Below are 23,334 nucleotides of genomic sequence, written 5' to 3' on the forward strand. Positions count from 1 at the left end.
TCACGGATTGTGGCTGATGTCGCCCAAGGCTCGAAAGGTCATCTTGCGTAGGAGCTCGCGCGTTCGCCGATCGCGCGTCGCCGCTTGTGCTTCGTACTTGGCGACGGTGTGAGGCCTGTGTTCTTCAGGCTGTTATACGCGACGGTGACTGTGTCGGACATGCGCCTTGGTGGCACCGGCATAAATGGCTTGGGCCGGCCCATCAACGCGGCGCCCGCAACGTGCCTCAGTGGCTACAGTGCAGGTTGGGAGTCTCTCTACACTTGGCGCCGTGATCGTCAACTCGCGGGTTTCCGTCACGGCCCCGATTGCTGGTTTCCTGCTCGGATTTCTTGACTTCGTCTGGATCAAGTTCATGCCATCGCTCGTGGCCGGACTCGGCAACTCCGGCGCGGTCTGGGCGATTGCCGCGTTTCTGCTGACGTTTTATCACTGCTGGTCGCTGGGCCGCGCTCTCCCGGGCGCGGCGCTCATGCTGGTGGTAGCCGTACCCAGCTACTACGTAGCAGCGGCCCTGATCCAGTATGACAGTTGGTCGAACGCAGGAAACTCAACGTCGCTGCTATGGATGACACTCGCCGTCATCACCGGAATCGCGTTCGGCCTCGGCGGCGTCGTGGCCCGCCGGCCCGGACCGCTTCGCCTTCCGGCGCGCGGTCTGCCTGCCGCGGTGCTACTTGCCGAGCTGCTGCTGGATCTAGACCGAGTCGGTGACCCCAACTACCGGACAACGGAAGTCGTCTCGTACGCGCTCGTTCTGTCCGTTCTTGCTGTCTTGATCACCGTGGTGGTCGCACGGAGATAGTGGAATCTTTTGGCAGCGGGCCGTTGTCGAAGGGCGCGGCAGACCTTCCCGAGGTACACCGGTCGACGTAGTGCCCGAAGGGTGAAGTTTCGAGACCTGTCGGGACGTTCGTCAGCAACCCCGCCCATCGGGCAGAAGGTCCATTACCTGACTACGAACGATGTCGTCGAGTCCGTCGCAAGAGTCAGCCAGTTGGCACCCCATCGCGATAACCCCCGAAGCACCGGGCTATCCGGCCGTCCATCTGCTCGTCAGTCAGGAACAACAACCCACCGTTGGGATCGGCCCGCAACGCTAACGCCGGGCGCGAGGGAAAGACAAGTCATCTGCCTGTCCCACGCGGGCGCTCACGCCCGGGCCAATTGTCCAGACCGGACAATATTGAATCCGCCGGCGTGCACCAGTTCCTCCACCGTCGTCAGCTGCATCCAGGACGGCACACCGGCCTCCCGCTGGCCGCAGGGCCGGTCGCCTCGGACAATCGGCGCTACGCGGCCGCCGGGCTCTCGGCGTTAGGGCTCGGCGCCGGGATGGGTGGCTACCACAGCCCCGCCGACACCCCGGACCACGCACCGGCATGGGCGGCGTTCGACGCGAGCAAGCTCGCCGCGCACCGCCTCGTCGCCGTCGACGACCAGGAAACGGTGATCGGCTGGGTGGCGATCTCCGCCGTTTCGGGCCGCGCCATCTACGCCGGAGTGGTCGAGCATTCCGTCTATGTCGACCCGGCCGCTCGAGGACGCGACGTTGGCCGGGCCTTGCTCGACGCGCTGATCCCTCCACCGAAAAGGCTGGGATCTGGACCTCCAATCCCGCATCTTCCCCGAGAACGCCGCCAGCCTCGCCCTGCACCACGCCGCCGGATTCCGCACCGTCGGCGTACGCGAGCGCGTCGGCCGCCACGCCAGCCAAGGCAACCGGTGGCGCGACGTCGTCTTCATCCAACGCCGCAGCCCCCTGATCACCTGACGCGCTCAGACAGGAGCTCTCGTATGACCACCCATATTGACCAGTTGCCGATCGTCGTCATCGGCGCCGGGCCGGTTGGCCTGGCCGCCGCCGCCCACTTCGCCGGACGCGGGCTTCCCTTCACGATTCTCGAGGCCGGGGACTCACCGGCCGCGGCCGTCCACGCGTGGACGCGTGCTGCTCTTCTCGCCCTGGCGATACAACATCGACACCGCGGCGGCCAAGTTTGCTCACCGACGCGTCCGCCCGGACGACGGCATCCTGCCGACCGGCCGACAGCTCGCCGACGACTACCTTCAGCCGCTCGCGGATCTGCCCGCTTTCAAACCACACATCCGGTACGGCGTACGCGTGGACGCCGTGACCAGGCTCGGCCTCGACCGGGTCCGCAGCACCGGCCGTGAAGAAACCCCTCTTCTGGGCCGCCTCGCGAGCGGCGAGGACGTGCTGGCCCGCGCCGTGATCGACGCGTCCGGCACCTGGGAAACACCGAACGTGCTCGGCGCTTCCGGGTCCCCGCACACGGCGAGACGGCCGCGGCGGCGTACGTGGAAAGCTCTCTCCCGGACGTCTTGGGCCGCGACCGCGACCGGTTCGCTGGACGCCACACCCTGGTCGTCGGCGCCGGCCACTCGGCCGCCACCACCCTGCTCGCCCTGGCCGAACTCGCCAGGCAGGCGCCAGAAACGACCGCGACCTGGGCGATCCGCGCCGCGTCCCCGGCGCGGACCTACGGCGGGGAAAGCGCCGACGCGCTGCCCGCCCGCGGCGCGCTCGGTAGCCGGCTGCGTGAACACGTCGAATCCGGCGCAATCACCCTGCTCACCGGATTCAGCGTCCAGCGGCTGACGCCTGGGTCGGACGGCGTGGCGGTCTCCGACGGCACCCGCACCGTCGTGGTGGAGCGAATCGTATCGGCCACCGGCCTCCGCCCCGACCACAACATCGTCTCTGAGCTGCGCCTCGACCTCGACCCGATCCTCGGCTCCACCCGAGCCTTGGCCCCGCTGATCGACCCGAACCTGCACTCCTGCGGCACCGTGCCACCGCACGGCGTCGACGAGCTCACCCAACCCGAGCCCGGCTACTACGCCATCGGCGCCACGTCCTACGGGCGTGCTCCGACCTTCCTGATGGCCACCGGCTACGAGCAGGCCCGCTCGGTGGTCGCGGCCCTCGCCGGAGATTGGCAGGCCGCCCGCGACGTGGCCTTCCCGCGCGCCGATGGCCTCAAATCTACAAACCTGTCCGAATTCAGCAAATCGCACAGGTGACTCAATCCGGACAGTGATCATTAGGTACCTTGCTGAACTGTCTGTTCACGACGGAATCAATCGCTCACGGCGGCCGAGCCGGTAGCGTAGGCCCGCTAACTTCAACAAACTGGGGGCGGTCGGGTGTCTGACCAAGATCTTTCCTATCCCACTCCGCTCGAGCTTGATGAGCGAACCCGGAACCTACTACGCGACAGCGGGCTGCGTGACAATGGATTTTCGTCTGATCAGCTTGCCAAGGAAGTCGTCAATCGCCGCGGTCAACTGGCCGAATCTCTGACGGACGAACTAAGCAAGTTCCGCGCGGCGACCGACCGACTGCGACGCAATCGGTCCAGCGCTGTCCAGATTGCTGTACTGGTGGTCGTTGCCATTACCGCAATCATACTCCTAAGCTCGCTTCATGGGCGCATTACTCAGCTCAAGAAGATAGAGGATGGTTCGATTCTCTTAGCCAACCTGCTCATCGGGGGCGCAGCATTGGCAGCCGGCGTTGTTATTGGGTTAACCATATGGCAGCGCTTTCAGCGGGTTGGAGACCGCAAGGCTGACCTCGACCGCGCCTTGGCACAGCAACTTCCGCCACTTCTTCGTTCGATTATCAACGACTTCGAATCAAGCCGAGCCTATGAGAACGATTTTGATGCGACTGATGGTCCTGCTTTGGTCGAGTTGGCCACAGAGGCGACGATACCGTCAAGCACCTTCGAGCAAATCTTTGATTTCATCGACTCGCACGATTCTTCTGCCATCGGAATTGCTGGAAATCGGGGCATCGGTAAGTCCACTATCATGGACATACTCGACCGAACACTCGGTGGAACGACGGCCCGCGTTCAGGCACCCGTACTCTACGATCCTCCGGGCCTGATCCGACTCATCCATGTTCGGCTCGCCGAAGCCGCCAGCATTCGCAACGCTAAGCCTAATATTCTGCGATGGAACATAGAAATACTCAAGCAAGTCGCCAAAGGCGTGGGAGCCATTCTCGTCGCCGCACTTCTCACAGTTATGCTATTTGTGGAGCTGGACGCGCTCAGCTTTGACAGCAAAAAGGGCTGGCACGTCGGCACAGTAACGCTCATCTCGGTGGCGGTTGTCGGGGCCTTGATCGCCTACGCAGGGTCGCGTCTTCTGCCACGGGTTCGTCGACGCATCCTTGTCGAATCTCGGCCTACGGACGCGCGAGGTATGGGTCTTCGGCAGTTGGAGATTCTCCGCAAGGTCACGGAGGTCCAAACGACGCAGGGGGCGAAGGCTGCGTTCGGGAAGTTCGAGATTAACCAACAGCAACAACTGAAGACCACGATGAGCACCCTCTCGCATGCAGAAAACGTCGCAAACCTTCGCAGCTTTTGCGAGCGCCTTGCGTACCTCTCAAACGAACCGGTTTTGATTTGCATCGACGAGCTGGATAAAATGGCGAAGCCCGACGATGCAATTGCTACTGTGAACGGGATCAAAGACCTGATGCACGTACCCGGCGTGCATTTCGTTGTCTCTGTTTCCACTGACGCAATGCATCAATTCGCAGTCCGAGGTGTTCCACTCCGCGATGTTTTCGATTCTACGTTCGACGTCGTGGTCGAGGCGCGCCGACTGACCCTAGACGAGGCTCGGCAAATACTTCGGCGTCGTACGACCAATTTCTCCATGCCCGCCGTAATGTTCTGCCATGCCTGGTCGGGCGGGGTTGCACGTGATCTTATACGTAGTGCCCGAGCGTGCGTCGATCTCCGCAAGCGGAAAGACAAAGCGATTCCGATAAACGAGCTCATCGAGACCGTCGTGCGTGCCGACTTGATCGAGGTTTTGAACGCGGCTGTTGCTAGGCTGCGAGCCGCAAATGATCTGGCCACGTCGCGTGGACTGTATTCCGCGTATCACAGGTTCCGCGCCGGAACCGGACCGCTGGATGAAAGCATCGCTAAAGCCCTCGAAGCTATTAAACAAGTTGAGATCGGCAAGCCGGACACCGAGGCGGGGGCGGTCGTTCACGCGCTTCCGCAGCTACTTGAGTTCGCTGCGCGCGTCACTGAAAAATTCGCTGTGATTAGATCGGCCGAGGATTGGAAGGATGAACGTCTGGGCGATGCCGTAGAGCAACTGGCCTCCATTAGGTCGGCCTTAAACGTACATCCGGACGCTGCGGCGATTCTGCTGGAGGAGTTTAACGAGGCTGATGGCCTCGGATAGTCGCTGCGTCGTCATGTCGGCAAATGTAAACTGTTTGACAGAGGACGTATTGTCGGGTGCGGCGCGGGTCTTGGCGCTTAGGCACTGTTTTCGACCGAAGACAACGCGCGTCATCCTCGCTGGCGCCGAAAACTCAGCGATACAGTGCTGGAACTCTAGGACCAGCCGCCTGGCCGATGAGTCTCTCGGCCGGCAGCCGCTCAGAGGCTCACGAATCACGCCGTCACTCGTTGACCGACGCGCCTCGGCCAGCGAGGGCCACGTACGGATCGAGCCTGATCATCTTTCAACCTTGCCGCGGCGGCGGTGGACGAGTTGATTGACGGCAAGGATCCGTCGTTTCAGCCGCACTGATCCCTCATCTACCGATGCGGTATCGATCTGGTCCAGGAGGGCACGGGCGGCATCAAGATCGCCGGTCCGGGCGTGACTTTCGGCCAGCCAGGTTTGGTAGAGAGCGGTCTCGCGGATGTGGCTGTGGTCGTAGCCGGCCAACGCGCGCCGCAGCAGCGGTTCAGCCTCGCCTGGAATGCCGAGTTGGATGTGGCAACGGGCGGCCATAACGTCTATCTCGTTGCGATTCAGCCAGTAAACCCACTCCGGCTCAGCTGCCCCGTCCGACCGCCGTTCGTAGGCGTCATCGACCGCGTCGAGGGCGCGGCGCGTCGTCTCGACGTCATGGCAGCGGGCAGCGGCCCAGGCGAGTCGTTCCGTCAACAGAGCCCGCACGGCAGGAGTGGCGTCGTGCGCACCGCTGACCGTGGAACGAGCGATCAAGAAGCCGTCGTCGCGGTTACCGACGTTGCTCATCTGGTAGGCGAGACTGGACAGCAATTGTGCGCCCAGCACGCGATCGCCGGCATCTTCCGCCGCGCGTACGCCAGTGAGGTATAGCTGCTGAGCTCGTTGGTATTTGCCAGCGTCACTGGCGATCCACCCTGCGAGTTGGGATAACTCGCCGACGACGGTGAACAGCCGGACGCCGAGCCGGTCCGGATAGACCCCCTCGCGAGTCAGCACGACGGCATCATCGAGTGCGTCGCGCACGAGTGGCAGCAGGGTTCGACTGCCGACCGTGTCGTCGAGATGCCGGAGCTCGATCACGCGAGCTTCGAGGCTCTGCAGGGTCGCCCCGCCGATGCGTCGCCCGGGGTTCAACTGTGGAGCCAGTGGTGGTCTATCCAAGAGCCATTCGTGAGTGAGACGGACGGGGTCGAACGGCGTGCCGATCGCGACGCCGAGCACCTGCTCGTATCGCTCTATCACATCGGGGGTCGGCACCCGGAGGCCGGTTTCGATGTGACCCAGGTACGACTTGCTGAAGTGCGTCATCGACGCCATGGCTGCCAAGCTGTGCCCGGCATTCTGGCGGGCGGAACGCAGCTGTGCGCCCAGGTCGCTGCCGGTTGTAGACGACAGCAGACGCGCTTCGTCTTCCATGCCCATCCCTTGACCGTCGATGCTGGATGCAGGCCCAGCCGGAACGCGTCAGAGCCCGGACTGGCTGGCGCCATCTGGGGAAGGCCGGGCGCGGTGGCAAAGATCAGCCCTCTTTGCAGCCTGTAACGCCCGGTCTTCCCCCATATTAGACCCGATGGCGCTTGACCCCCAGCTCAGGCGGACTGTTCGCGCCCTACGGTTGTGTTGTGATGGCCACTGTTCGCACGCCGGGAGCACGCTGGGTACTCAGCAGATGTACGTCGCGGGTTTGAAGGTCGGGGCGTATACGCACCAGCCTGGCGCGATGACGTAGTCGTTCATACGGCCCGTCGTGGGCGGTGTCGGTCTCTACCTCGGCGACCAGGGTGGGCTCGACCTGCAGATAGGGCAGCGCCAGGCGATCGGCGAGCTGGCCGGCCCAGCTCGCCGGCAGGGGACACGGCCACGGATGACCGTTCGCATCCCCGGAAAACGGCATGGTGCGTAGCCTGGCCAACTCCTTTCGCTGCGCGGCGGGTATCCGGTGGGTCTGACCTGAAAAGCGCAGCATTCCTCGCTCGTCGTATCGGCCAAGTAGCAGCGAGTATGGCTGTTCGAAGGTGCCGGTCAGGCCACCGATGACATAGTCAGTGGTCTGCCGTGTCCTGATCTTGATCCAGTCACCGCCTCCCGGCCGGTAGATACCGTCGCGGGGCTTGACGACAAGCCCCTCGATACCAGCGGTCGTCCAGTCCGCGATCCATTCCCGCGCGGTGCGCTCGTTGCTGGTCTGCGGACAGATCACCAACTGCGGTGGCGCTGAGTTAGCCAGTCGCCGCAAGCGGTTGCGCCGTACGTGAAGGGGGTGGTCGAGCAGGTCCCGACGCCGGGCGTCGCGCAGCACGTCGAAGGCGACGAAGTGGGCGGGATTCTCCGTGGCCACCTCAGAGACGCGGCGGCCGACGGTGAAACGCCGCTGCAGCGACGTGAAGGAGGTCCGGCCGGTCTGCTGATCCCAGATAATGATCTCGCCGTCCAGGACCAGGCCGGCTGCTAGATGACCGGCAAGCGCCTGGCACAGATCGGGGAAGTATCGGCTCAGGTCCTTGCCATGCCGTGACTGCAGCCGTACGCCATCCGCAGTAACCCACAGCAAAGCACGGAATCCATCCCATTTCGGCTCGTAAACGACCTCGCGCGCCTGCGACGCTGCTGGTATGTCGAGCGCACTGACAGCCTTCATCGGCTCGACCGGCCAGCCCAGCGACACGGAGCCTCCTCCCGACGAGGCTCCGACGCTAGCCAGCAAAATCGGCCGCTGACCTGGACGAATGGGTAGTTGTGCGGGACGGGCGACTACGCCCTGTCGAGCCAAGAGTACGCAGACGGCGCAGCATAGGACGAACGGCGCGGTAAGGCCGCCCTCAGGCTCGTCACGAATCGGTCAGATCGCGAAGGAGGCGTTCGGCCAGTTGCTCGATTTCGGGATCGATGTCGACACCTGCCTCGTTGAGACTGCGACGCAGAGTTTCGAGCCGAGTTTGGATGCCTGCGGCGTTTTTAAGCCGGGCGGCCGTACGCATGGCTCGGTGGGCGAGCTTCTCGGATAGCGGGTCGAGTTGGCAAGCATCGGCGTAGAGCCGGTGGGCTGCGGCGGGATCAGTTTCCGATAGAAGGTCAGCGGCACGAGCGTAGATCTTGACGAGCTGCCGCCGAACATGCTCGCGATCGATATCGATCCATTCGTAGTCACAGTCGTCGGCGAGGCCTCGGCCAGCTGGTGCAGCGCTGATCGCCGTTTGCAGGTGATCGAGCTGAGTGCGGTCGTCAAAAGCGTTGGCCAGCTGCCCGTACGCGTCGAGAACAGTCCACCAATCCACATGCACGTACGCCGGATCGAGGTGATATCGGCTGCCGGTGTTCGGGATCGGCTCCTTGCGCCGGCGGCCTGGCTTGCCGCCAGTTGTCTGGTGGTCGCTCGCCCCAAGGTCGGACGGCTCAGTAGTGGGTTGTGCGGCGCGAAGAACCCCTCGTAGGTTCGCCACGGTCGTGGAGAGACGTTCACTGGCCCTCCCGACCTTGGCGTCGGGCCAGAGCGCTTCCATAATGTCCGACAGCGCGGCTCCTCCGCGGTGGACTGCGAGGTAGACGAGTAGTTCGAGCGCCTTTGCGCGCAATCCCGTCATCGGTTCTCCACGAGGGTCAAGAACGGCCGGGCTCCCCAGCACATGTACGCGGACTCGCTCGGAATCCTGGTCGACGCGGACGTTCGGTGGCCCATCCGGCGCGAGAGGCTCCGCGGACGCGATCGGCGACGGCGGGTCGGCGCTGGCGATGGCCCCGACGGTTGAATGCTCACCTGTGGTCGGAAGGCGAACGGCCATCGTCTCCAGTGCGGTAATGGCGGAGTTGATGTCGAGCATGCCGATGCGACCCGTACTGCCTCCGGCGTCTGCAGTGCCATCGGAGTTGACAACCAGTGTGGTGCCGTACGGCCAGTTACCGATTAGGAGCGCGCCGATGACGGTTGCGGCTCCGAGTCGAATGAGGTTGGCAAGGCGCTGCTCGTGCTCAGGGCCTGGGGCGTGGCTGATCAGTAGCAGAGGACGCAAGTGAGGCCGTTCGAGTGTATGGAGGTTTTCGGCGTCCTGGTCTTCGAGAAGGCGGGCCCGGCGGATGATTTCCTCATCCAGGATCGTCATCGCGCTCATCAAGCCTTGAGGAATGGTGAGCTGGCTCAGCGAGGGTAAGTCGGCAACGCCCAGGCCGAGTAGCGTCGACATTGCGGACACGGTGGCGAGTATCTGAATGCCATCAGAATCGTCTGCGTCTCGGCCAGTCAAGCTGGCGACGAGAAGGCTTCGGACAGCGTCGTGGGCGCCAGGTCCGGTGAGGCCGGCACCCGAGGAGAATGCGAAGTGGCCGATGCCGCCCAGCGTGACATCGACGGGAATTGCCTCGAACGGCGTTGGCTTGTCCCCTAGTCGCCAGTCGGTCTCGGTGACGAGCAAGCCTGACGCGACGTCGATGGATAGCAAACCTCCGGGCAGAAGCTCCAAGATTCCGTCGTTCTCCGGGCTAGTTATTGCAGTGCCAGGCACAACGTCTTCGGAAGTATCGACGGCTCGCTCGGTACCGACGGAGCCTTGATGAGAGAACGAGCGATGGTAGGGCGGATTGCGCCGCTGATTGTGCACCAAAATGGCATGCCAGGTGGGCGGATCGCCAACCGTCTGGCGAACGGTGGTCCGTCGCAGTAAGTAATCCTCATCCACGCGCGACGGATGAGTCGGCCGGTCAGTCACCGAGGCGAGGTTCGCAAGGCGGGGGTCGTGTGCCGCTTTGGGGCCCAGCGCGCTGGTCGCGATGCGTCGCAGACGGCGGGGCACGCGGTGGGCTGTCCATACTGAACCGCGCCTGCCGACCTGCGACGTCAGCAGGAACATCAGCATGACTGCGGCCGACAGCCAGAGCAGCCAGACCATGGTGCGGAGGATCGCTGTCACGTATTGGTAGCCCAATGGATCATCCAGCCACGCCTTCACCTGTGCCACTGATGGTTTCTGCCCCGGGAGCGGGCTGCCGCCAACTAACGCGAGCAGGACCGGAATGCCAACGAACACAGATGTGACCGTCAGCACCACTCGTGGCTTTTTGAGCATCGTGGATCCCTCCTCGGCGACGGCGTGGAGTCGGTCAGGAGTCCTGGTTTGCCATACGAGGGGCCCGGATCAACCTCCACGCGCGATGGGCCCACCAAAGAGTTGCCGCGGCCGCGTAGGTGATGGCGAGTGTGGCCGGCCCAGATCGAGAAATGAGGAACGTTAAGAACCCTAGGAAGCCGCCGAGCGCGAGTCGGCTACCGGGACGATCCGCGAGTGCCCGGGCTATCCCGACACCGACGAGGAACCCGCCGCCGGACGTCACGCATTGGGATAAGCCGGTCGGCCACGACCACAGAGCTCTCTGCCACGCGATCGTGGCCGCAATGACACCGACCGTAGCGATAAGCATCGAGCCGATCGGGAAGGCAGGAAGGGTCCCGCACTCCAAAGTACGTGGCCAGCGGTGATGCCAGACAAAACCGGCGACCGCGCATGACCAGAGGGCCGTGGGCAGAATTGGCAAAACGGCCCAGCGCTGTAGGCCGTTCACGGGCTGTGTAAAGAAGACCATGGTGGTGATGGCGTACACGCTCGCGGCGGCTAACCCTGCCCCCAACGCTGGACCAATCCCGCTTGCGGCACGGCGAGGCGGAGGCGGTTCCGACTCTTGATACGGCCGCTGATCCAGCAAGGCGAAGGCCTGCACGACCGCAAGTACGGCGAGGACTCCTGCCGTGGCTAGTTCGCCCCAGCCGACCAGGACGTCGTCGTACCCGTGTGGACGGGCTTGACTGCCGCTGCGGTAAGGCGCCGTGAGTAGGAAATGCAGGTACAGCAGCAGCGACGTCAGACCGGGCAGAAGCAACGTGACCAGGCCGCCTAGCGGTGGCAGCCACGGCATGTCCTCCGCCCGCAGCCGACTCATGGCAGCGCTTCGCGATCGAACTCGCCGTCGTGAACGCCGCCGACGAAACTCGTCCATTCAGCGTCGGTGAACAACAGCGCCGGCCCGTCAGGCTCTTTGCTGTCCCGGACGGCCACGGCGCCGGCGAGGAAGGCGACTTCCACGCAATTGTTGCCACCGTTGCCATTACTGCGCTGGCTCTTCCGCCAAACTGCATCGACCAGGTGATGGGCGTACAACATGGGAGTCTCCGATTCGTTACTGCGGCTGAAGGTGGCGTGCGTTGGGACCGATGTCTCCTAGCTCTCACGGCCGGCGCCGCGTGGATCCCGGCGCCGACCGATCGTTGTCGCCTCGTACTCGCACCTGCCCGTAGCTATTCAGCGGGCAAGGATCGAGAAGGTCGTGTCACTACCGCCGAAGAACGTCTCGCTGTAGTCCATGGCGAGGCCGGTGTCGAACGGCATACATGAGAAGACGTTGATGTGTACGCGATCGAGACCCTCGCTGACGTGCACGATGATCGAGCTCGTCTCGATGGCCTGGAACGCGGTGAAGCCGGCGGCCACGGCGCTCGCGTGGCCGAAGTGGTGAAGCCACGTCTCGCCGAAGGGTTTCATCTTGATGTGCTCGACCAGGCCCGCGATGTAACGTCGTAGCGCCCCTGGGTCACTGATCACGTCCGGAGCGCATCCGTCGATGTCCATCACGAGCTCGAGGCCGAAGATGAACTCACCGTCGGAAGGTTGATGGCCGCGGCGAGTCACGTGACCTCACCTGACCGATCGAAGCGATAGACGACGAAGGTCTGGGCGTCGGCCAGCTCCATGTCCGCCGCGGGATTCATCCAGGACAACAGTTTGAGGGTGACGTCGGGAAGTCTGCGCTGCGTCACGTTGTAGGTGCAGAAGTCCATGACGGCGATCCCGGAGTCGGGGATGACGTGCGCATACATGTTCCGAATCAGTTCGCGGAAGCCATGCACATGCCGGCCTGCCACACCGACAAAGCCGACATACCAGATCGCTCGCCGAGCGAAATGCTCCGGCCAGCGTCGCGCGAAGTAGGGCGGCGAGATCAGTGGCCACGCTCCGAGATTCTGTGTCAGGACGGACATCCCGGCGAGAGCGTTGTTCTTGTCGTGGACGTAGAACTTGAGCACGCGCTGGTCGTAATACACCGCCGCGAACTCGTCGGCCGTCATCAAATGACGCTGTGCGGCCATGACGTTGATGTCAGCGAAAAGGGTGGAATACAAATCCCACGCCTCCGTCACGTCGGGGATTTTCGGTGCCACTTGCTGAACGATGGTCATTCGAGTACCTCGTCGAATGTGTAGGTGATGGGGGCGACCCGGCTCCTGTACGCCCGTCCAGCACAGAAGCGGGCCTGGCGTTACCTGTAGATCTGGTTCACCGCGGTCGTGAGGCTGCACGTTCCGAGCTGCGGCCGCCCGCGGCCCGTCGCACCCGAGAATGTGAGGCACGCGTGCTTACCCCAGCTTTGGAACGCGCCGAAACTCTTCAGCACGTACCTGCCGCTCGTGGGGAAGATCTCCCACACGTTTCGCGACCCCGTTGTGGTGCAAGAGCTGTAGAGGTACGAGTTGCTGGCGGACCCGCTGACGCCGAGGCACGTACCGCTCTGCCTCTTCAGGACCCACAGCGTGTGGTCGTTGTAGTAGCCCTCCGTGGTAACTGTCCAGTTGCCGTACTGCGTTGGCGTGGTGGCACAGCTCTTCAGATATAAGTCTTCGAGCGGGTCGTTGTACGCGTAGACGCACGTGCCGTATTCGGCAGACTTCAGGTCCCGGTAACTGGCAGCCTCGGCCGGTGTTACAAGCGGCAAACCGGTTCCGAGCAAGACGAACAGAGCCGTCCCTGCTTGGAGAATCCTTTTCAGCATGCATCCCTCCCCGTGAGGCGAGGCCGTGCTGGCCCTTTTCGCCGGCCTCCTGTCGTCCGGTCGGCCTGGACCACCGGATTTGTTGTGACCACCTCTGCTTAATTGCCCGAACTGAACCCGGTCAGTTGATGCCGCGTTCTCGCCACCGGTCGCTGCAAGCCAGCTGTGTTCATTTGACCTGTGGTGCGGTTCTTGTTCGGGCGCATCCCAGCAATGCGCTCACTAGGCAAGATCCTTACGGATTGGGACGAACGTGCGCTAGATACGAGCTAATGACTCGCGATGACGACATTTGACTAGCATTGCCGCTTAATGACGACCTTGACCGACGTTGATTGACGAGCTGTTCTAATGGAGCTTGGCCCAGGTGCCACGAATCGGCTGGCGCTAGCCGGGCGGGCAACGGCGCGATCACCGGTCAGCGCTATGGATCTAGACGCAGTCGAAGGCGCCATCGTGGCGAGACCAGATGGCGCCCTACCTGCTCGATTTGCGCTAGCCCGAGCTTATGCTGCAGTTGATGACCGTTGATTGAGCGACTCGGCGACCGCCGTGGCGTAATGCCTGGCCCAGGCGATGGCGGCGGCGGTCAGTGACGTTTTGGCCGCGTTCGCCGTCAGTGCCACGGCAGGGACCGACGCGCCCAACTCGCGTAACAATGCACTTAGCGCCTCGGACGCGGTTTGCTCATGGATCCGAGAGGCCGCTAAAACAACCGGAATCGCGACTGTGCCAGCCAAGGCGTCGCGAGGAAGTTGGTCGAGAAAGACCTTGAGCAGCCCGGTGTACGTTCCCTTGTACGCGGGACTCGCGACGATCAGCAGGCGTGCCCGGCGCACAGTGGTAAACGGGTCAGCGTGAGGAACAGACGCGGCTATCGGTTGCGCGGTGAAGCTGACCCCGACTATTTGGCTCAGCTCCAGCACCTCGTGGTTGTGCCCCGACACGATCCCCATCGTCGTCAGAGCACTACGAACGGCTTCGGCGAGTGCCCATGTTCGGGAGGACGAATGGGGGCTGCCAACCAGCTCGACGACGCTGGCGTACCCCGTTGGCGAAAGCTCTTCGGGCACGCCGACGCGACTCACCCGGCCACCACTTCCATGCTGTGGAGGTAAGCGGCTGCTTTCTCGGGGGTCATGAACCACTCGACGAAGTCGTTCGGATCGGTGAAGCCGTTCGCGAGCCGGTCTGCGATCGCGGGATACTGGGTAGCCGCGTACAGGACTTGCTGGACATGCGGGGGCGGCTGAAGCATCAGGTTGGTCCATTCGGTGACCGTTCGCCCGTGTGAGGTCCAAAAGTCGTCGGAGGTCTGTCGCATCCACGGCTCGTCAAATTGCTGGTCACCATGGGCCACGATGGCTCGCAGATAGTGGTCAGCGCACTTGGCCGCGTTGTTGGCGCCTTGGCCGGTCAACGGATCATTCGTGATGACGACGTCGGCCATACCGAGCACATGACCGCCACCGGGCAGCGCGGCAACGGCACGACGAACCGTGGGCGCGAAGCGGCCGCGCAGGGTGGCTTTGCCATCGGCAAGCTCGACGTAGCGACAGCGCTCGTAGACCGAAGGCAAGTGTGCCTTGATCGCATCAAGACTCAGCCCCAGATGCTCGGTAGGGGAAATCCGGCTGGGGCCGGCATGCCACCTGTCGAGCGGGGAGTCAGGCACCGCTTCCCAGAAGAGGATGTGGCACGGGCCATTGATGCCGAGTGCCGGGATGACAAACAGCTCGCCGAGCCCTGGGATCGCGTGCAGTTCGACTTCTGGGCGGTCTGAGCTGGGTTGCAAACCGTGCACGTACGCTGCGGCGAGACCTCGCTGCGGGACCTGATACGGCGACCGGCTGGCATCACGTTCAAAGATCGCGGTCAGGTCGCCCCTCCCGGCAGCAACGACTGTCAGGTCGTAGTTTCCACGACTAGCCAGTTGGTCAAGATCTTGTGCAGTCGCCGGGCTGTAAACGACATGCGCGCCGCGCTGCTCAGCGAGCTCAAGCCACCGCGCCAGCTTCAGCCTTTGGTCGGTGGAGCGCGCCGGATGACTCAGAGAGCCTGTCATGCTCAGCGACGGCCCCCCGGCCTGTGAGTGGAGCCCGATTCGGAGTCCTGCGATGGCCGGCGTCTGACTCTCCCAGAGCTCAAGTCCATATCGGCGCTCGGTGGACAGCGCCGGCTCGAACATCACCTGCGTCGAGGTGGGCCACCCGTGTCGGATTTCGTCTGCGGTTCGGGCCGACATGATGGTGACGTCGTAGCCTTCGGCGAGCAGGCCGAGGCCGAGCTGAAGTCCGGATTGGCCGGCTCCGACGATAAGGATGCTGCGCATGGTGGCTCCTAAAGCCTTACGGGCGGCGGGATCGGCTGTGAGGAGTCTCGCCGACTTGCGCGACAGTCCGCATCGGCGCAACCACGTACGGTGCCCCCACCGTCTACGCGATTCCCTGTAGCCTGCGCTCGTGATCATCGACATCCATGGAAATCTGCCGCGGGATGACATGGTGCCGTTCATCGGCCGTGACGACGAGCTGAAGACTGCGGTTGGGGTGCTCAAGTCCTTGCCGTTGATCACCCTCACGGGTCCCGGTGGAGTCGGCAAGACACGACTCGCGCTGCGAATCGCTAACGAGCTGCGCGGCTCTGCCGCCCGCGACGGGGCATGGATCGTCGAGATCGCAAAGCTGGACGGGCGAGTCGATCACTCACTCGATCGGCTCTCCGCACACGTGGCCCTTGCGCTCGGCATCCGCAACCATGGCACGTCCGACTGGGACGCTGTAGTCAACCGGCTTCGGAATCGGCGAGTGCTGTTGATCATCGACAGCTGCGAGTATCAAATCTCAGAGATCCGCACACTGGTCGCCAAGCTACTACGGGCGTGCCGAGAGATGCGGATCGTTGCGACCTCGCGTCAACCGCTTGGCGTCGACGGTGAGCGGATCCTTGTTGTTCCCCCGTTGTCAATCGCCGCCTCGGTACAGCTGTTCCTGCAAACGGCGGAGGCGAACGGCGCCAACGTCCCGGCTGTCGCCCACCTCAGCACCTTGGAGGCCCTCGGCAAACAGCTTGACGGTCTGCCGGCAGCCATCATCCTGGCAGCCGGCCGCGCTCGGACGCTATCGCCGCAGGACCTCATGGAACGTCTATCCGACAGGTTCAGCCTGTTGACGGATACGGTCCGTCAGGTCGATGAACGCCATTCCGCCCTCGCCCGCGTCGTCGACCTGAGCTACGACATGTGCACTGCCGAAGAACAGCTCGTCTGGGCCCGGGCATCCGTATTCGCCGGCTCTTGGAACCTCGCCGCAGCCGAGGAGGTTACTAGCGGAGCCGGAATCGAGATGAGTCAAGTCGTCAATATTATTGCTGGGCTTGTCGACAAGTCTGTGATCACCGTCGACACCAACTCGAGCCTCGCTCGGTACGCGATGCTCAACACCCTGCGCGAGTACGGCAAGGCAAAGCTCGACGAGTCCGGCGACACGTTGCGTGTCCAGGACCGCCACAGCGCCTACTACCGGCGTTACCTGAGGCGAGCCGCCGCGGCGTGGCCGAGTCGGCAGGAGCTGGAGACGATGGCACAGGTACGCGGGGAGCTACCCGACATTCTCAACGCCATCGACCACGCTTGCGCCGTCAATGACCATGAGACCGCTCGAGCCTTGTCCCGCGACTTCGTACGGACACGAACTCCGTTCTTTTGGGGCTTTCTTGGCGTCAGCGCCCAGCAACTCGACCGCGTACTCAATGCCTCCGTGGCCAATACGCCCGCAGCAGCCAACGACATCGCGGCAACCGCGGCCGCCGCAGCGTGGATCGCGGCAACCCAAGGCCGCGAGCATGACGCGCAATCCCTTCTCGGGCGGGCCGATTCGGTGCTGCGGCAGCACCAGTTGAGCACCATCGCGCCCGTCCTTTTCGCGCGCGGCGGTAGCGAGGCGCTCCTGACCGGCAGCCGCGAGGCCATCGGCCTGCTCGCGGCAGCGCGCGACCTTTTCGCCGGGCCCGACTCCGCCGGCGACCGTCGCATGGCCGTCATGATGTGGGCTATCGCCAACGGCTTCGCCAACGAACCAGCATTGGCCGTTCAGGCGTGTGAGAAATACCTGGCCGAAGCCGAGAGCAGCGAAGCACCATGGGACATCTCGTGGGCAACGTGGGCCTCCGCGCTTGCAGCCCTACACCGGAACGACCACGATCGGGCCACTGCGTTCATACATCGCTGCCTCGCCCTGCAACGCGACATGGACGACCAGTGGGGGCAAACCTGGAGCATCGAGCTGTGCGCTTGGGTCATCGCGGCAGGTCTCGACAACGCCAAAGACTCGGTCGGCCAGGCGAGACGCGCGGCGTGGCTCCTCGGCGCCGCTCATGCGCGCCAGCAGCGACTCGGAGTCGTCCTATCCGGCCTCCGCCCGCTGGCCCTGGGCCATAGGAACGCGAACCTTCGCATCTCCGAGTACCTGGACGAGGTGACACTTGCGGAAGAGTTTGCCGCAGGGGTCAACGGCCATGGCGAAGCTATCAAGATCGCTCTTGACGAGCAGACACCCCGCCGACCGACCGCTGCCGATGGTCTCGACGGGCTCACTGCGCGAGAGCGCCAGGTCGCCGAGCTAATCGCCAGAGGCAACACCAAGAGCCACGAGATCGCACGTACGCTTCGGATCAGTCACCGAACAGTCGACACCCACGTCAACCACATCCTCGAGAAGCTGGACCTAGGCAACCGAGCCGAGGTCGCGGCTTGGATGGCGAAACGGATGTGAACGTAATGACCTGTTCAGCCTAAGAACGGAGCTGCTGGCACTGGGTACCACCGACCGATGGCCTGCTGTGGGAGATGGCAGCGCCGACCTGCGTGCACCAGTGCGTTGGTCGCCGTCGATATCGCCATTGCGTAGACCGCCTCAGGGACTACGTAGACCCCGATAATCGATCTACGTAGATGACCCGATGTGGCTTAGCTGAGGATGGGGAAGACTGCGGGCGCCCGAGGACGCGATACGCCTTGTTGCCACCGCATCGACGGTGCGAACGCCCGCGGGACGGTAGGCACACATCAGACGATGCCTCGGCGACCCCGAGCGTCGGCCGGCTACCTCGTATGACGGCACCACGCCACAACCCACCGGCAGACCACAACGAGTTCCAGGATTGGCCCGCCGTGGTGAATTGCGATTCATGCACGGAGGAGCGACGGTGAAGCCTGGCGTCACGGATGATCGACCGGAACTGCCTACGACGGAATCCAACACTAACGGCAGCGCAAACCAAGCCCACACGCCCGATAGCGGAGCCGAACCCGACGACACGCTTTGGGAAAACCTCTCGGTTGGCGAGCGGATCCAAGCCGAGCGGGACATGCATGGGTGGACCTTGCTGCGGCTAGCAGCACAGATACAGATAGTTGCCAAGGAGGATCTCATCGTAACCGCGGCGCTTTCATCGCTGACATCGATGTTGAGTCGCTATGAACACAACCACGCAGTACCCAACGAAAACACAAGGCGCCTCATCGCCAAAGCACTCGGCGTTACGGTCGAGCACCTCGGCATGACGCAGAAGCCCTACTGGCGCATGAGGTAGGCCGCGGAGCGCCGCTCCATCGAGACCAGAGCGCCGACGGCGGCGACCGCGCAGTGATACTCGCACACGCAGCCGGACTTCGTCTCGGGGAAGTTGATCTGCACCAACTTCGGCTTGGGCGGATACGTCCCCATCTTGTCGTTGATCGATACATGCGCATACATTACGAGGGTCTGAGTCACGGCGGGGGTCTGATGTGCTACTTCAGTTCCGAGATGGGATGCGGTTGGCGCACACGGTTGCTCGCATGCGAAACGGGATGGAGCACACGATGCGTAGACGTCTGGCACTCGCGCTTGCCTTGCTGATCGGGTCACTGACCGGAGGTGTGGCTCTACAGCCTGGCGCAGCCGACGCCGCCACCTGCCTGTCGCCGGTGTACGCCTTCTATTCGAACGGCACCGGAAAATACGTGACGACCGAGACCACGTACGGCGGAAGCGACAACGGAATGCTCCGGGCGGCTCACACATGGACCGGAGGCCTGAACCAGTTGTTCAGGTTCTGCCGCACCGGAAGTGTCGTCAACATCGGGGCATTCCGTTCACTGGCGAACGACCTTTACGTGACCGCCGAGATAACCAAGACGGACACCAACTACGGCATGCTGAGGGCGCGGTCGACAACCATCGGGGGCTGGGAGACGTTCACCGTCTTCGGGGACTGGCCGGAGGTCTCCACCGCCGATGTCAACCTTTACTCCAACGCCAACAGCAGGTACGTCGCCACCGAAGTGAACTATCCGGGGAACCGGGACGGAATGCTTCGCGCTCGTACCAGTGGTGCGACCGGAGGGTGGGAGACCTACCGCATCATCTGCATCTCGGGCTGCTAGCCCCCGCGATCAGCTCCGGCGGATCTCAGCGCTGCGCCTGGACCAGTCCCGAGCCCGAGTCACTCCGATCGCTCGGGTTCGGGGGTTCGGTCCAGGATTGCCCTTCCGACCAGTCGGGCGTCCAGCGTTCGGATCGACGCCGCCGGATTGTCCACACGCAGCGGCTCCAGCCACAGCGCGGCGACGTCGGCGCACGGGTGGCGTGCCCATTCGCGTCCGCTGCACCTTCAGTACGGCTCTGAAGGTGCGGAGATTCCGAATGTACTATTCTGAAGCCGTAGCCGAAAGTCCGATGTCCAGAGCAACCGGGCTTTCGGCTTCTCGCTCGCTACAAGGCCCGCGGAAGATCCAGCTCTGACCAACTCTTGCTTGCGTTTTCAGGCGCATATCATATTGCTAGTGGTTCAGCACGGTGAGCGTTGGTCGCCAATTCGTTCACGGAAGCGGCCGGCAACCCTATCTGCTATGACTCCTCGGCTCTTGGATCGGGACCAACGGAAGCTCGACTTCCGTCAAGTGATCGGCGTTAACCATGTCGACCTCGCCAACCACGGTAACGATGACCGCCTTGCCGAACGGGCGCCAGGTCACCCTAAAGCACGGATCGCTGCCGCGTAGATCACCGTGTTGCCCGCGCCTCTAAAGCTCCCTAGGTCGCCGGACCTCGCGGGGCGCTTCTCGCTACCACAGGGTGGTTTGCGTCGATCGCGCGGTGGCCCCTCCTCGCCGGGGAGTCGGCTACCCGAAGATTGCCGGAGGCGAACGTCACCGCGAAGCGCACGACCGTCGGAGTAATCCGTCATGCCCCGAGTATGGGGTGACACGGATCGTGCGATCCCCGGCCGGTCGTACGGAGCCACACGTAGCCCCAAGGCACCTACACCCGTGAAGCGGCGTCGCCGGCCAAACGAGCGTTACGTGTCGCTGCCCTGCGCTCCCGTGCGGGGTTCGAATCGGGCCTCGGACACGACCTATCCGCATAGGGGCCCTGGCGAATCTGCGTATAATCAAGTGTCGGCGCTCGCGTAATTCCCCGGGGTTTGGCTCAGGTAATTGCCCAGGTGGTGGTCCTCGGGTTGTAGTTCTACTTGGTGGTTGTGGTGGTTGTCGACCCGGCGGAGCCGGGTCGTTTGTTGGGTCGGTAGCTGGGTCCGTTCATGAAGATCTGGTGGCTGGTGTTGATGAGCCGGTCGAGCAGGGATTCCGCGACGACGGGGTTGGGGAACAGGGGATACCAGTCGGCGGGTGAGCGGTTGGAGGTGGCGATTAGTGATCGGCCGTTCTGGGCGCGTTCGCTGATGAGTTCGTAGAGGTCGTCGGCTTGTTGGGCGGTGAGTTCGCGCATGGCGAAGTCGTCGAGGATGAGCAGGGCGGGCCGGGTGAGCTCGGCGAGGCGGCGGGGCCAGGTGCGGTCGGCGTGGCCGCCGGCGAGGTCGGCCAGAGCGCGGCTGGTTTTGAGGTAGCGGACGTCGGCGCCGTGGCGGACGGCGAGGTGCCCGAGGGCTTGAGCGATGTGGGTTTTCCCGACGCCGACGGGGCCGTGCAGGATGACCGATTCCCCGGCGTGCAGCCAGCGCAGTGCGGCGAGGTCACGGATTTGCGCGGCGGGCAGTTTCGGGCTGGCGGTGAAGTCGAACTCTTCCAGGGTGGCGGCTTGTTCGAAGCGGGCTCGGTGCAGCCGGCGTTGGATGCTCATGGTGTCGCGGCGGCTGATTTCGTCGTGGCAGAGGACTTGCAGGAATTCGAGGTGGCCGAGTTCCCCGGCTTGGGCCTGGGCCAGTCGGGCGTCGAGGGTGTGCAGCATGCCGGACAGTTTCAGCGTGCGCAGGCTCTCGCGCAGGGCGTTATCGATGATGGTCACGAAATCTCCTGGCTTTGGTAGAGGAAACGGCCCAGGGCGGTCATCAGGTCAGCCCAGTCGGTGCCTTCGAGGCGGGGGAAACCGTTGCGCTGCAACACATCCGCGATGTCATGCAGGAGCCCGTAGGTGAACCGGGGGTCACCGTCGGCGGGTGCGGGCAGCGGGTAGGACGGCTGCGGGCTGTGGTGCTGCTCAGAGACGTCGGTCATGCCGGTAGTTCCTGATCGCCGCCGCCTTGTTGGTGGTGGTGTTCGCTCGTGGTGGCCGGGTCCGGTCCGGGCGTGTCGTTCGTGGTGGGCAGGGGGATGACGTCCGCGAACAGCTGCGAGGGGCCGCGCAGGTGGGCTGCGGCGCCGCCGTCGCCGCGCTGCGGCCGGGCCGGGTCGGTTTCGGCGCCGATGACCAGGATCCCTTTGATCGTCCGGTAGGACGGGTCACCGGCAGTGAGGGCTTTGGCGCAGGCGGCTTCGAGACGGGCGGGGCTGTGTTTGCCGGCCAGCCCGAGTACGCCTTGCGCAGCCCGCAGCCGGAACAGGGCGTTGACCTCGAGCAGAGCGGCGATGACCTGTTCGCAGGCGGGGCCGATCTCGGCGGCGCGGGTGCGGCACCAGGTCGGCGTGCGCATCCGGAACGCGATCTTCTCCGGCGGGTAGTGCCCCAGGTCGGTCTGTTTCCCCGACGGTTTGCGTCCGTGGGTGGCCACCAGCGTCCCGTGGTGGAAGATCTGCACCACCAGCGGGGTTTCGCGGGCGTCGATGCGCTGGCCGATCAGCCGCCACGGCACCGAGTAGATCGTTTTGCCGACCTTGGCGTGGATGTCTGGGCCGACTGTTGCCGTCGACCACGTCGCCAGGGTGAACGGGCGGGCCGGTAGCGGCTGCAACGCTGCCTGCTCGGCGGCGGCGAACACCGCGGCGGGTGCGGCTCCCGACAGTGGCCGGCTGGCCCGGGCGCCGGCGACCTGCACGCACCAGTCGAGCGCGGCTCTCTGCATCTGGGCGAGGGAGCTGAACTGCCGGCCACGCCAGAACGAGTCACGAATGTAGGGCATCGGCCGCTCGACACGGGCCTTGTCGCGCGGCTTGCGGGCGCGGGCCGGATCCACCAGCAGGCCGTAATGCTCGGCCAGCTCCGCATACGAGCGGTTGATCTTCGGGTCGTAAAGGTCGGGTTTGTCGACGCCGGTGCGCAGATTGTCTGGGATCAGCCGGCGCGGGACCCCGCCGAAGAACGCGAACGCTTGGACGTGGGCTTCGGTCCAGGCCCGCTGGTCCATGATCAGCACCGGCCGCACGAACATGTGCCGCGACGCGGCCAGGACCATCGCGAACGCCCACACCCGCCGCTGTTTGCCGGTCTGCGGGTCGGTCCAGGAACCCAGGTGCCCGTAGTCGATCTGGGCTTCCTCGCCCGGCACCACGTCGGCCTCGTCACGCAACACGACTACCCGGTCGCGGCGCACCTGTTCGGCCATGTTCGCCGCGACATAGCGTTTCAACGACGCCAGACTCGCGGTCAGGCCGTGCTCGTCGCGCAGCCGCTGATGAATCGTTGCCTGCGTCACCCCGGCCTTGAGATGCTCGGCGATGTAGTCGTGGAACACCGCGATCTGCGGCCACGTCACCTGCCGCAAGCGGGTATCGGCCAGCTGCGGGAACCAGCGGGTCACCAAATCCGCCCAGTCCTGCTGGCTCATGACAGCGCCGCCCGGCGCCATCCCGGCCGCGACCGCCGGGGCCAAATACTTACGGATCGTCTTACGATCCACACCCAGCGACACCGACAGCTCGCTGATCGAGCGTCCCGCATACCAATGGATGAAGATTTCGGTCACATCGACCACGTCGAACGTTCTCCTCGCCATCGGCTCCCTCACCCGTCGTCACAGACGAGGAAGCACTCTGCCCTGATCGCGAGGACCACCCACCGCCGCGCACACCCCAAGTGACCTGGGGAATTACGTGAGCGA

Annotated in this window: 17 protein-coding genes and 3 pseudogenes; 7 read left to right on the plus strand and 13 right to left on the minus strand. The window is 64.0% G+C overall.

Going from position 1 to position 23,334, the window contains the following annotated elements; genetic code table 11:
• Nucleotides 1-271 precede the first annotated feature (271 nt).
• The 4 genes and pseudogenes from HH310_RS41845 (at nt 272) to HH310_RS41860 (ending at nt 5,244) form a co-directional block, all read left to right on the plus strand.
• Nucleotides 272-805: a DUF6518 family protein gene (locus tag HH310_RS41845; RefSeq protein ID WP_169181330.1), complete on the plus strand. Its 534-nt coding sequence runs from the start codon at nt 272-274 to the stop codon at nt 803-805.
• Nucleotides 806-1,335: 530 nt separating this feature from the next.
• Nucleotides 1,336-1,774: pseudogene (locus HH310_RS41850) on the plus strand (GNAT family N-acetyltransferase).
• A 23-nt stretch (nt 1,775-1,797) separates the two neighbouring features.
• Nucleotides 1,798-3,048: pseudogene (locus tag HH310_RS41855) on the plus strand (NAD(P)-binding domain-containing protein).
• A 123-nt stretch (nt 3,049-3,171) separates the two neighbouring features.
• Nucleotides 3,172-5,244: a P-loop NTPase fold protein gene (locus tag HH310_RS41860; protein WP_169181331.1), complete on the plus strand. Its 2,073-nt coding sequence runs from the start codon at nt 3,172-3,174 to the stop codon at nt 5,242-5,244.
• 279 nt (nt 5,245-5,523) lie between these two features.
• Here HH310_RS41860 and HH310_RS41865 read toward each other — a convergent pair whose 3' ends face one another.
• From HH310_RS41865 to HH310_RS41905, 9 genes are all read right to left on the minus strand, one after another.
• On the minus strand, nt 5,524-6,684 hold the full coding sequence (locus tag HH310_RS41865; RefSeq protein WP_248294942.1) for a helix-turn-helix transcriptional regulator: 1,161 nt from the start codon (nt 6,682-6,684) through the stop codon (nt 5,524-5,526).
• A 193-nt stretch (nt 6,685-6,877) separates the two neighbouring features.
• Nucleotides 6,878-7,933, minus strand: coding sequence for an ATP-dependent DNA ligase (locus tag HH310_RS41870; protein WP_169181333.1), 1,056 nt, complete (start codon nt 7,931-7,933; stop codon nt 6,878-6,880).
• A 163-nt stretch (nt 7,934-8,096) separates the two neighbouring features.
• Nucleotides 8,097-10,325 carry a BTAD domain-containing putative transcriptional regulator gene (locus HH310_RS41875; protein ID WP_169181334.1) on the minus strand — a complete coding sequence of 743 codons (2,229 nt, stop codon included), beginning with the start codon at nt 10,323-10,325 and terminating at the stop codon, nt 8,097-8,099.
• Nucleotides 10,326-11,189: 864 nt separating this feature from the next.
• Entirely contained in the window at nt 11,190-11,414 is a 225-nt protein-coding gene (locus tag HH310_RS41880) for a DUF397 domain-containing protein (RefSeq protein ID WP_169181335.1), read from the minus strand.
• Nucleotides 11,415-11,552: 138 nt separating this feature from the next.
• Nucleotides 11,553-11,939 carry an S-adenosylmethionine decarboxylase gene (locus HH310_RS41885; RefSeq protein ID WP_169181336.1) on the minus strand — a complete coding sequence of 129 codons (387 nt, stop codon included), beginning with the start codon at nt 11,937-11,939 and terminating at the stop codon, nt 11,553-11,555.
• Nucleotides 11,936-12,487, minus strand: a complete 552-nt coding sequence (locus HH310_RS41890) for a hypothetical protein (protein ID WP_169181337.1) — start codon at nt 12,485-12,487, stop codon at nt 11,936-11,938. Before HH310_RS41890 ends, HH310_RS41885 begins: the two co-directional genes overlap by 4 nt.
• 80 nt (nt 12,488-12,567) lie before the next feature.
• Nucleotides 12,568-13,077, minus strand: coding sequence for a hypothetical protein (locus HH310_RS41895; protein ID WP_169181338.1), 510 nt, complete (start codon nt 13,075-13,077; stop codon nt 12,568-12,570).
• A 506-nt stretch (nt 13,078-13,583) separates the two neighbouring features.
• Nucleotides 13,584-14,165 carry an NAD(P)H-dependent oxidoreductase gene (locus HH310_RS41900; protein ID WP_169181339.1) on the minus strand — a complete coding sequence of 194 codons (582 nt, stop codon included), beginning with the start codon at nt 14,163-14,165 and terminating at the stop codon, nt 13,584-13,586.
• Nucleotides 14,162-15,409 carry a styrene monooxygenase/indole monooxygenase family protein gene (locus HH310_RS41905; protein WP_169181340.1) on the minus strand — a complete coding sequence of 416 codons (1,248 nt, stop codon included), beginning with the start codon at nt 15,407-15,409 and terminating at the stop codon, nt 14,162-14,164. Before HH310_RS41905 ends, HH310_RS41900 begins: the two co-directional genes overlap by 4 nt.
• Nucleotides 15,410-15,539: 130 nt before the next feature.
• On the opposite strand from HH310_RS41905, the gene HH310_RS45695 reads away from it, so the two are divergent.
• Nucleotides 15,540-17,849: a LuxR C-terminal-related transcriptional regulator gene (locus HH310_RS45695; protein ID WP_169181341.1), complete on the plus strand. Its 2,310-nt coding sequence runs from the start codon at nt 15,540-15,542 to the stop codon at nt 17,847-17,849.
• 433 nt (nt 17,850-18,282) lie between these two features.
• Entirely contained in the window at nt 18,283-18,669 is a 387-nt protein-coding gene (locus HH310_RS41915; RefSeq protein ID WP_169181342.1) for a helix-turn-helix domain-containing protein, read from the plus strand.
• Here the strand turns inward: HH310_RS41915 and HH310_RS41920 are convergent.
• On the minus strand, nt 18,651-18,833 hold the full coding sequence (locus tag HH310_RS41920) for a hypothetical protein (RefSeq protein ID WP_169181343.1): 183 nt from the start codon (nt 18,831-18,833) through the stop codon (nt 18,651-18,653). The genes HH310_RS41915 and HH310_RS41920 overlap by 19 nt on opposite strands.
• A gap of 83 nt (nt 18,834-18,916) precedes the next feature.
• Here HH310_RS41920 and HH310_RS41925 point away from each other — a divergent pair, with 83 nt between their 5' ends.
• Nucleotides 18,917-19,504 (plus strand): hypothetical protein, encoded by a 588-nt coding sequence (locus HH310_RS41925; protein WP_169181344.1) that lies wholly within the window; start codon nt 18,917-18,919, stop codon nt 19,502-19,504.
• Nucleotides 19,505-20,588: 1,084 nt separating this feature from the next.
• Here HH310_RS41925 and istB read toward each other — a convergent pair.
• The 3 genes and pseudogenes from istB to istA form a co-directional block, all read right to left on the minus strand.
• The gene (istB, locus tag HH310_RS41930; protein WP_169181345.1) at nt 20,589-21,365 is read right to left on the minus strand and encodes an IS21-like element helper ATPase IstB; all 777 of its coding nucleotides are present in this window, start codon (nt 21,363-21,365) and stop codon (nt 20,589-20,591) included.
• Entirely contained in the window at nt 21,362-21,574 is a 213-nt protein-coding gene (locus HH310_RS41935; RefSeq protein WP_169181316.1) for a hypothetical protein, read from the minus strand. Before HH310_RS41935 ends, istB begins: the two co-directional genes overlap by 4 nt.
• Before the next feature lie 101 nt (nt 21,575-21,675).
• Nucleotides 21,676-23,208 (minus strand): annotated as a pseudogene (istA, locus tag HH310_RS41940) (IS21 family transposase); the annotation flags it as partial.
• Nucleotides 23,209-23,334: the final 126 nt, after the last annotated feature.

It is taken from the genome of Actinoplanes sp. TBRC 11911 (genome assembly GCF_012933445.1).
GTDB lineage: Bacteria > Actinomycetota > Actinomycetes > Mycobacteriales > Micromonosporaceae > Actinoplanes.

Bases quoted from the DNA above. Each gene is read 5' to 3' on its own strand.
- HH310_RS41865 (WP_248294942.1), bottom strand. From the start codon at position 6,684: ATGGAAGACGAAGCGCGTCTGCTGTCGTCTACAACCGGCAGCGACCTG.
- HH310_RS41875 (WP_169181334.1), bottom strand. From the start codon at position 10,325: ATGCTCAAAAAGCCACGAGTGGTGCTGACGGTCACATCTGTGTTCGTT.
- HH310_RS41880 (WP_169181335.1), bottom strand. From the start codon at position 11,414: ATGTTGTACGCCCATCACCTGGTCGATGCAGTTTGGCGGAAGAGCCAG.
- HH310_RS41890 (WP_169181337.1), bottom strand. From the start codon at position 12,487: ATGACCATCGTTCAGCAAGTGGCACCGAAAATCCCCGACGTGACGGAG.
- HH310_RS41895 (WP_169181338.1), bottom strand. From the start codon at position 13,077: ATGCTGAAAAGGATTCTCCAAGCAGGGACGGCTCTGTTCGTCTTGCTC.
- HH310_RS41905 (WP_169181340.1), bottom strand. From the start codon at position 15,409: ATGCGCAGCATCCTTATCGTCGGAGCCGGCCAATCCGGACTTCAGCTC.
- HH310_RS41920 (WP_169181343.1), bottom strand. From the start codon at position 18,833: ATGTATGCGCATGTATCGATCAACGACAAGATGGGGACGTATCCGCCC.
- HH310_RS41925 (WP_169181344.1), top strand. From the start codon at position 18,917: ATGCGAAACGGGATGGAGCACACGATGCGTAGACGTCTGGCACTCGCG.
- HH310_RS41935 (WP_169181316.1), bottom strand. From the start codon at position 21,574: ATGACCGACGTCTCTGAGCAGCACCACAGCCCGCAGCCGTCCTACCCG.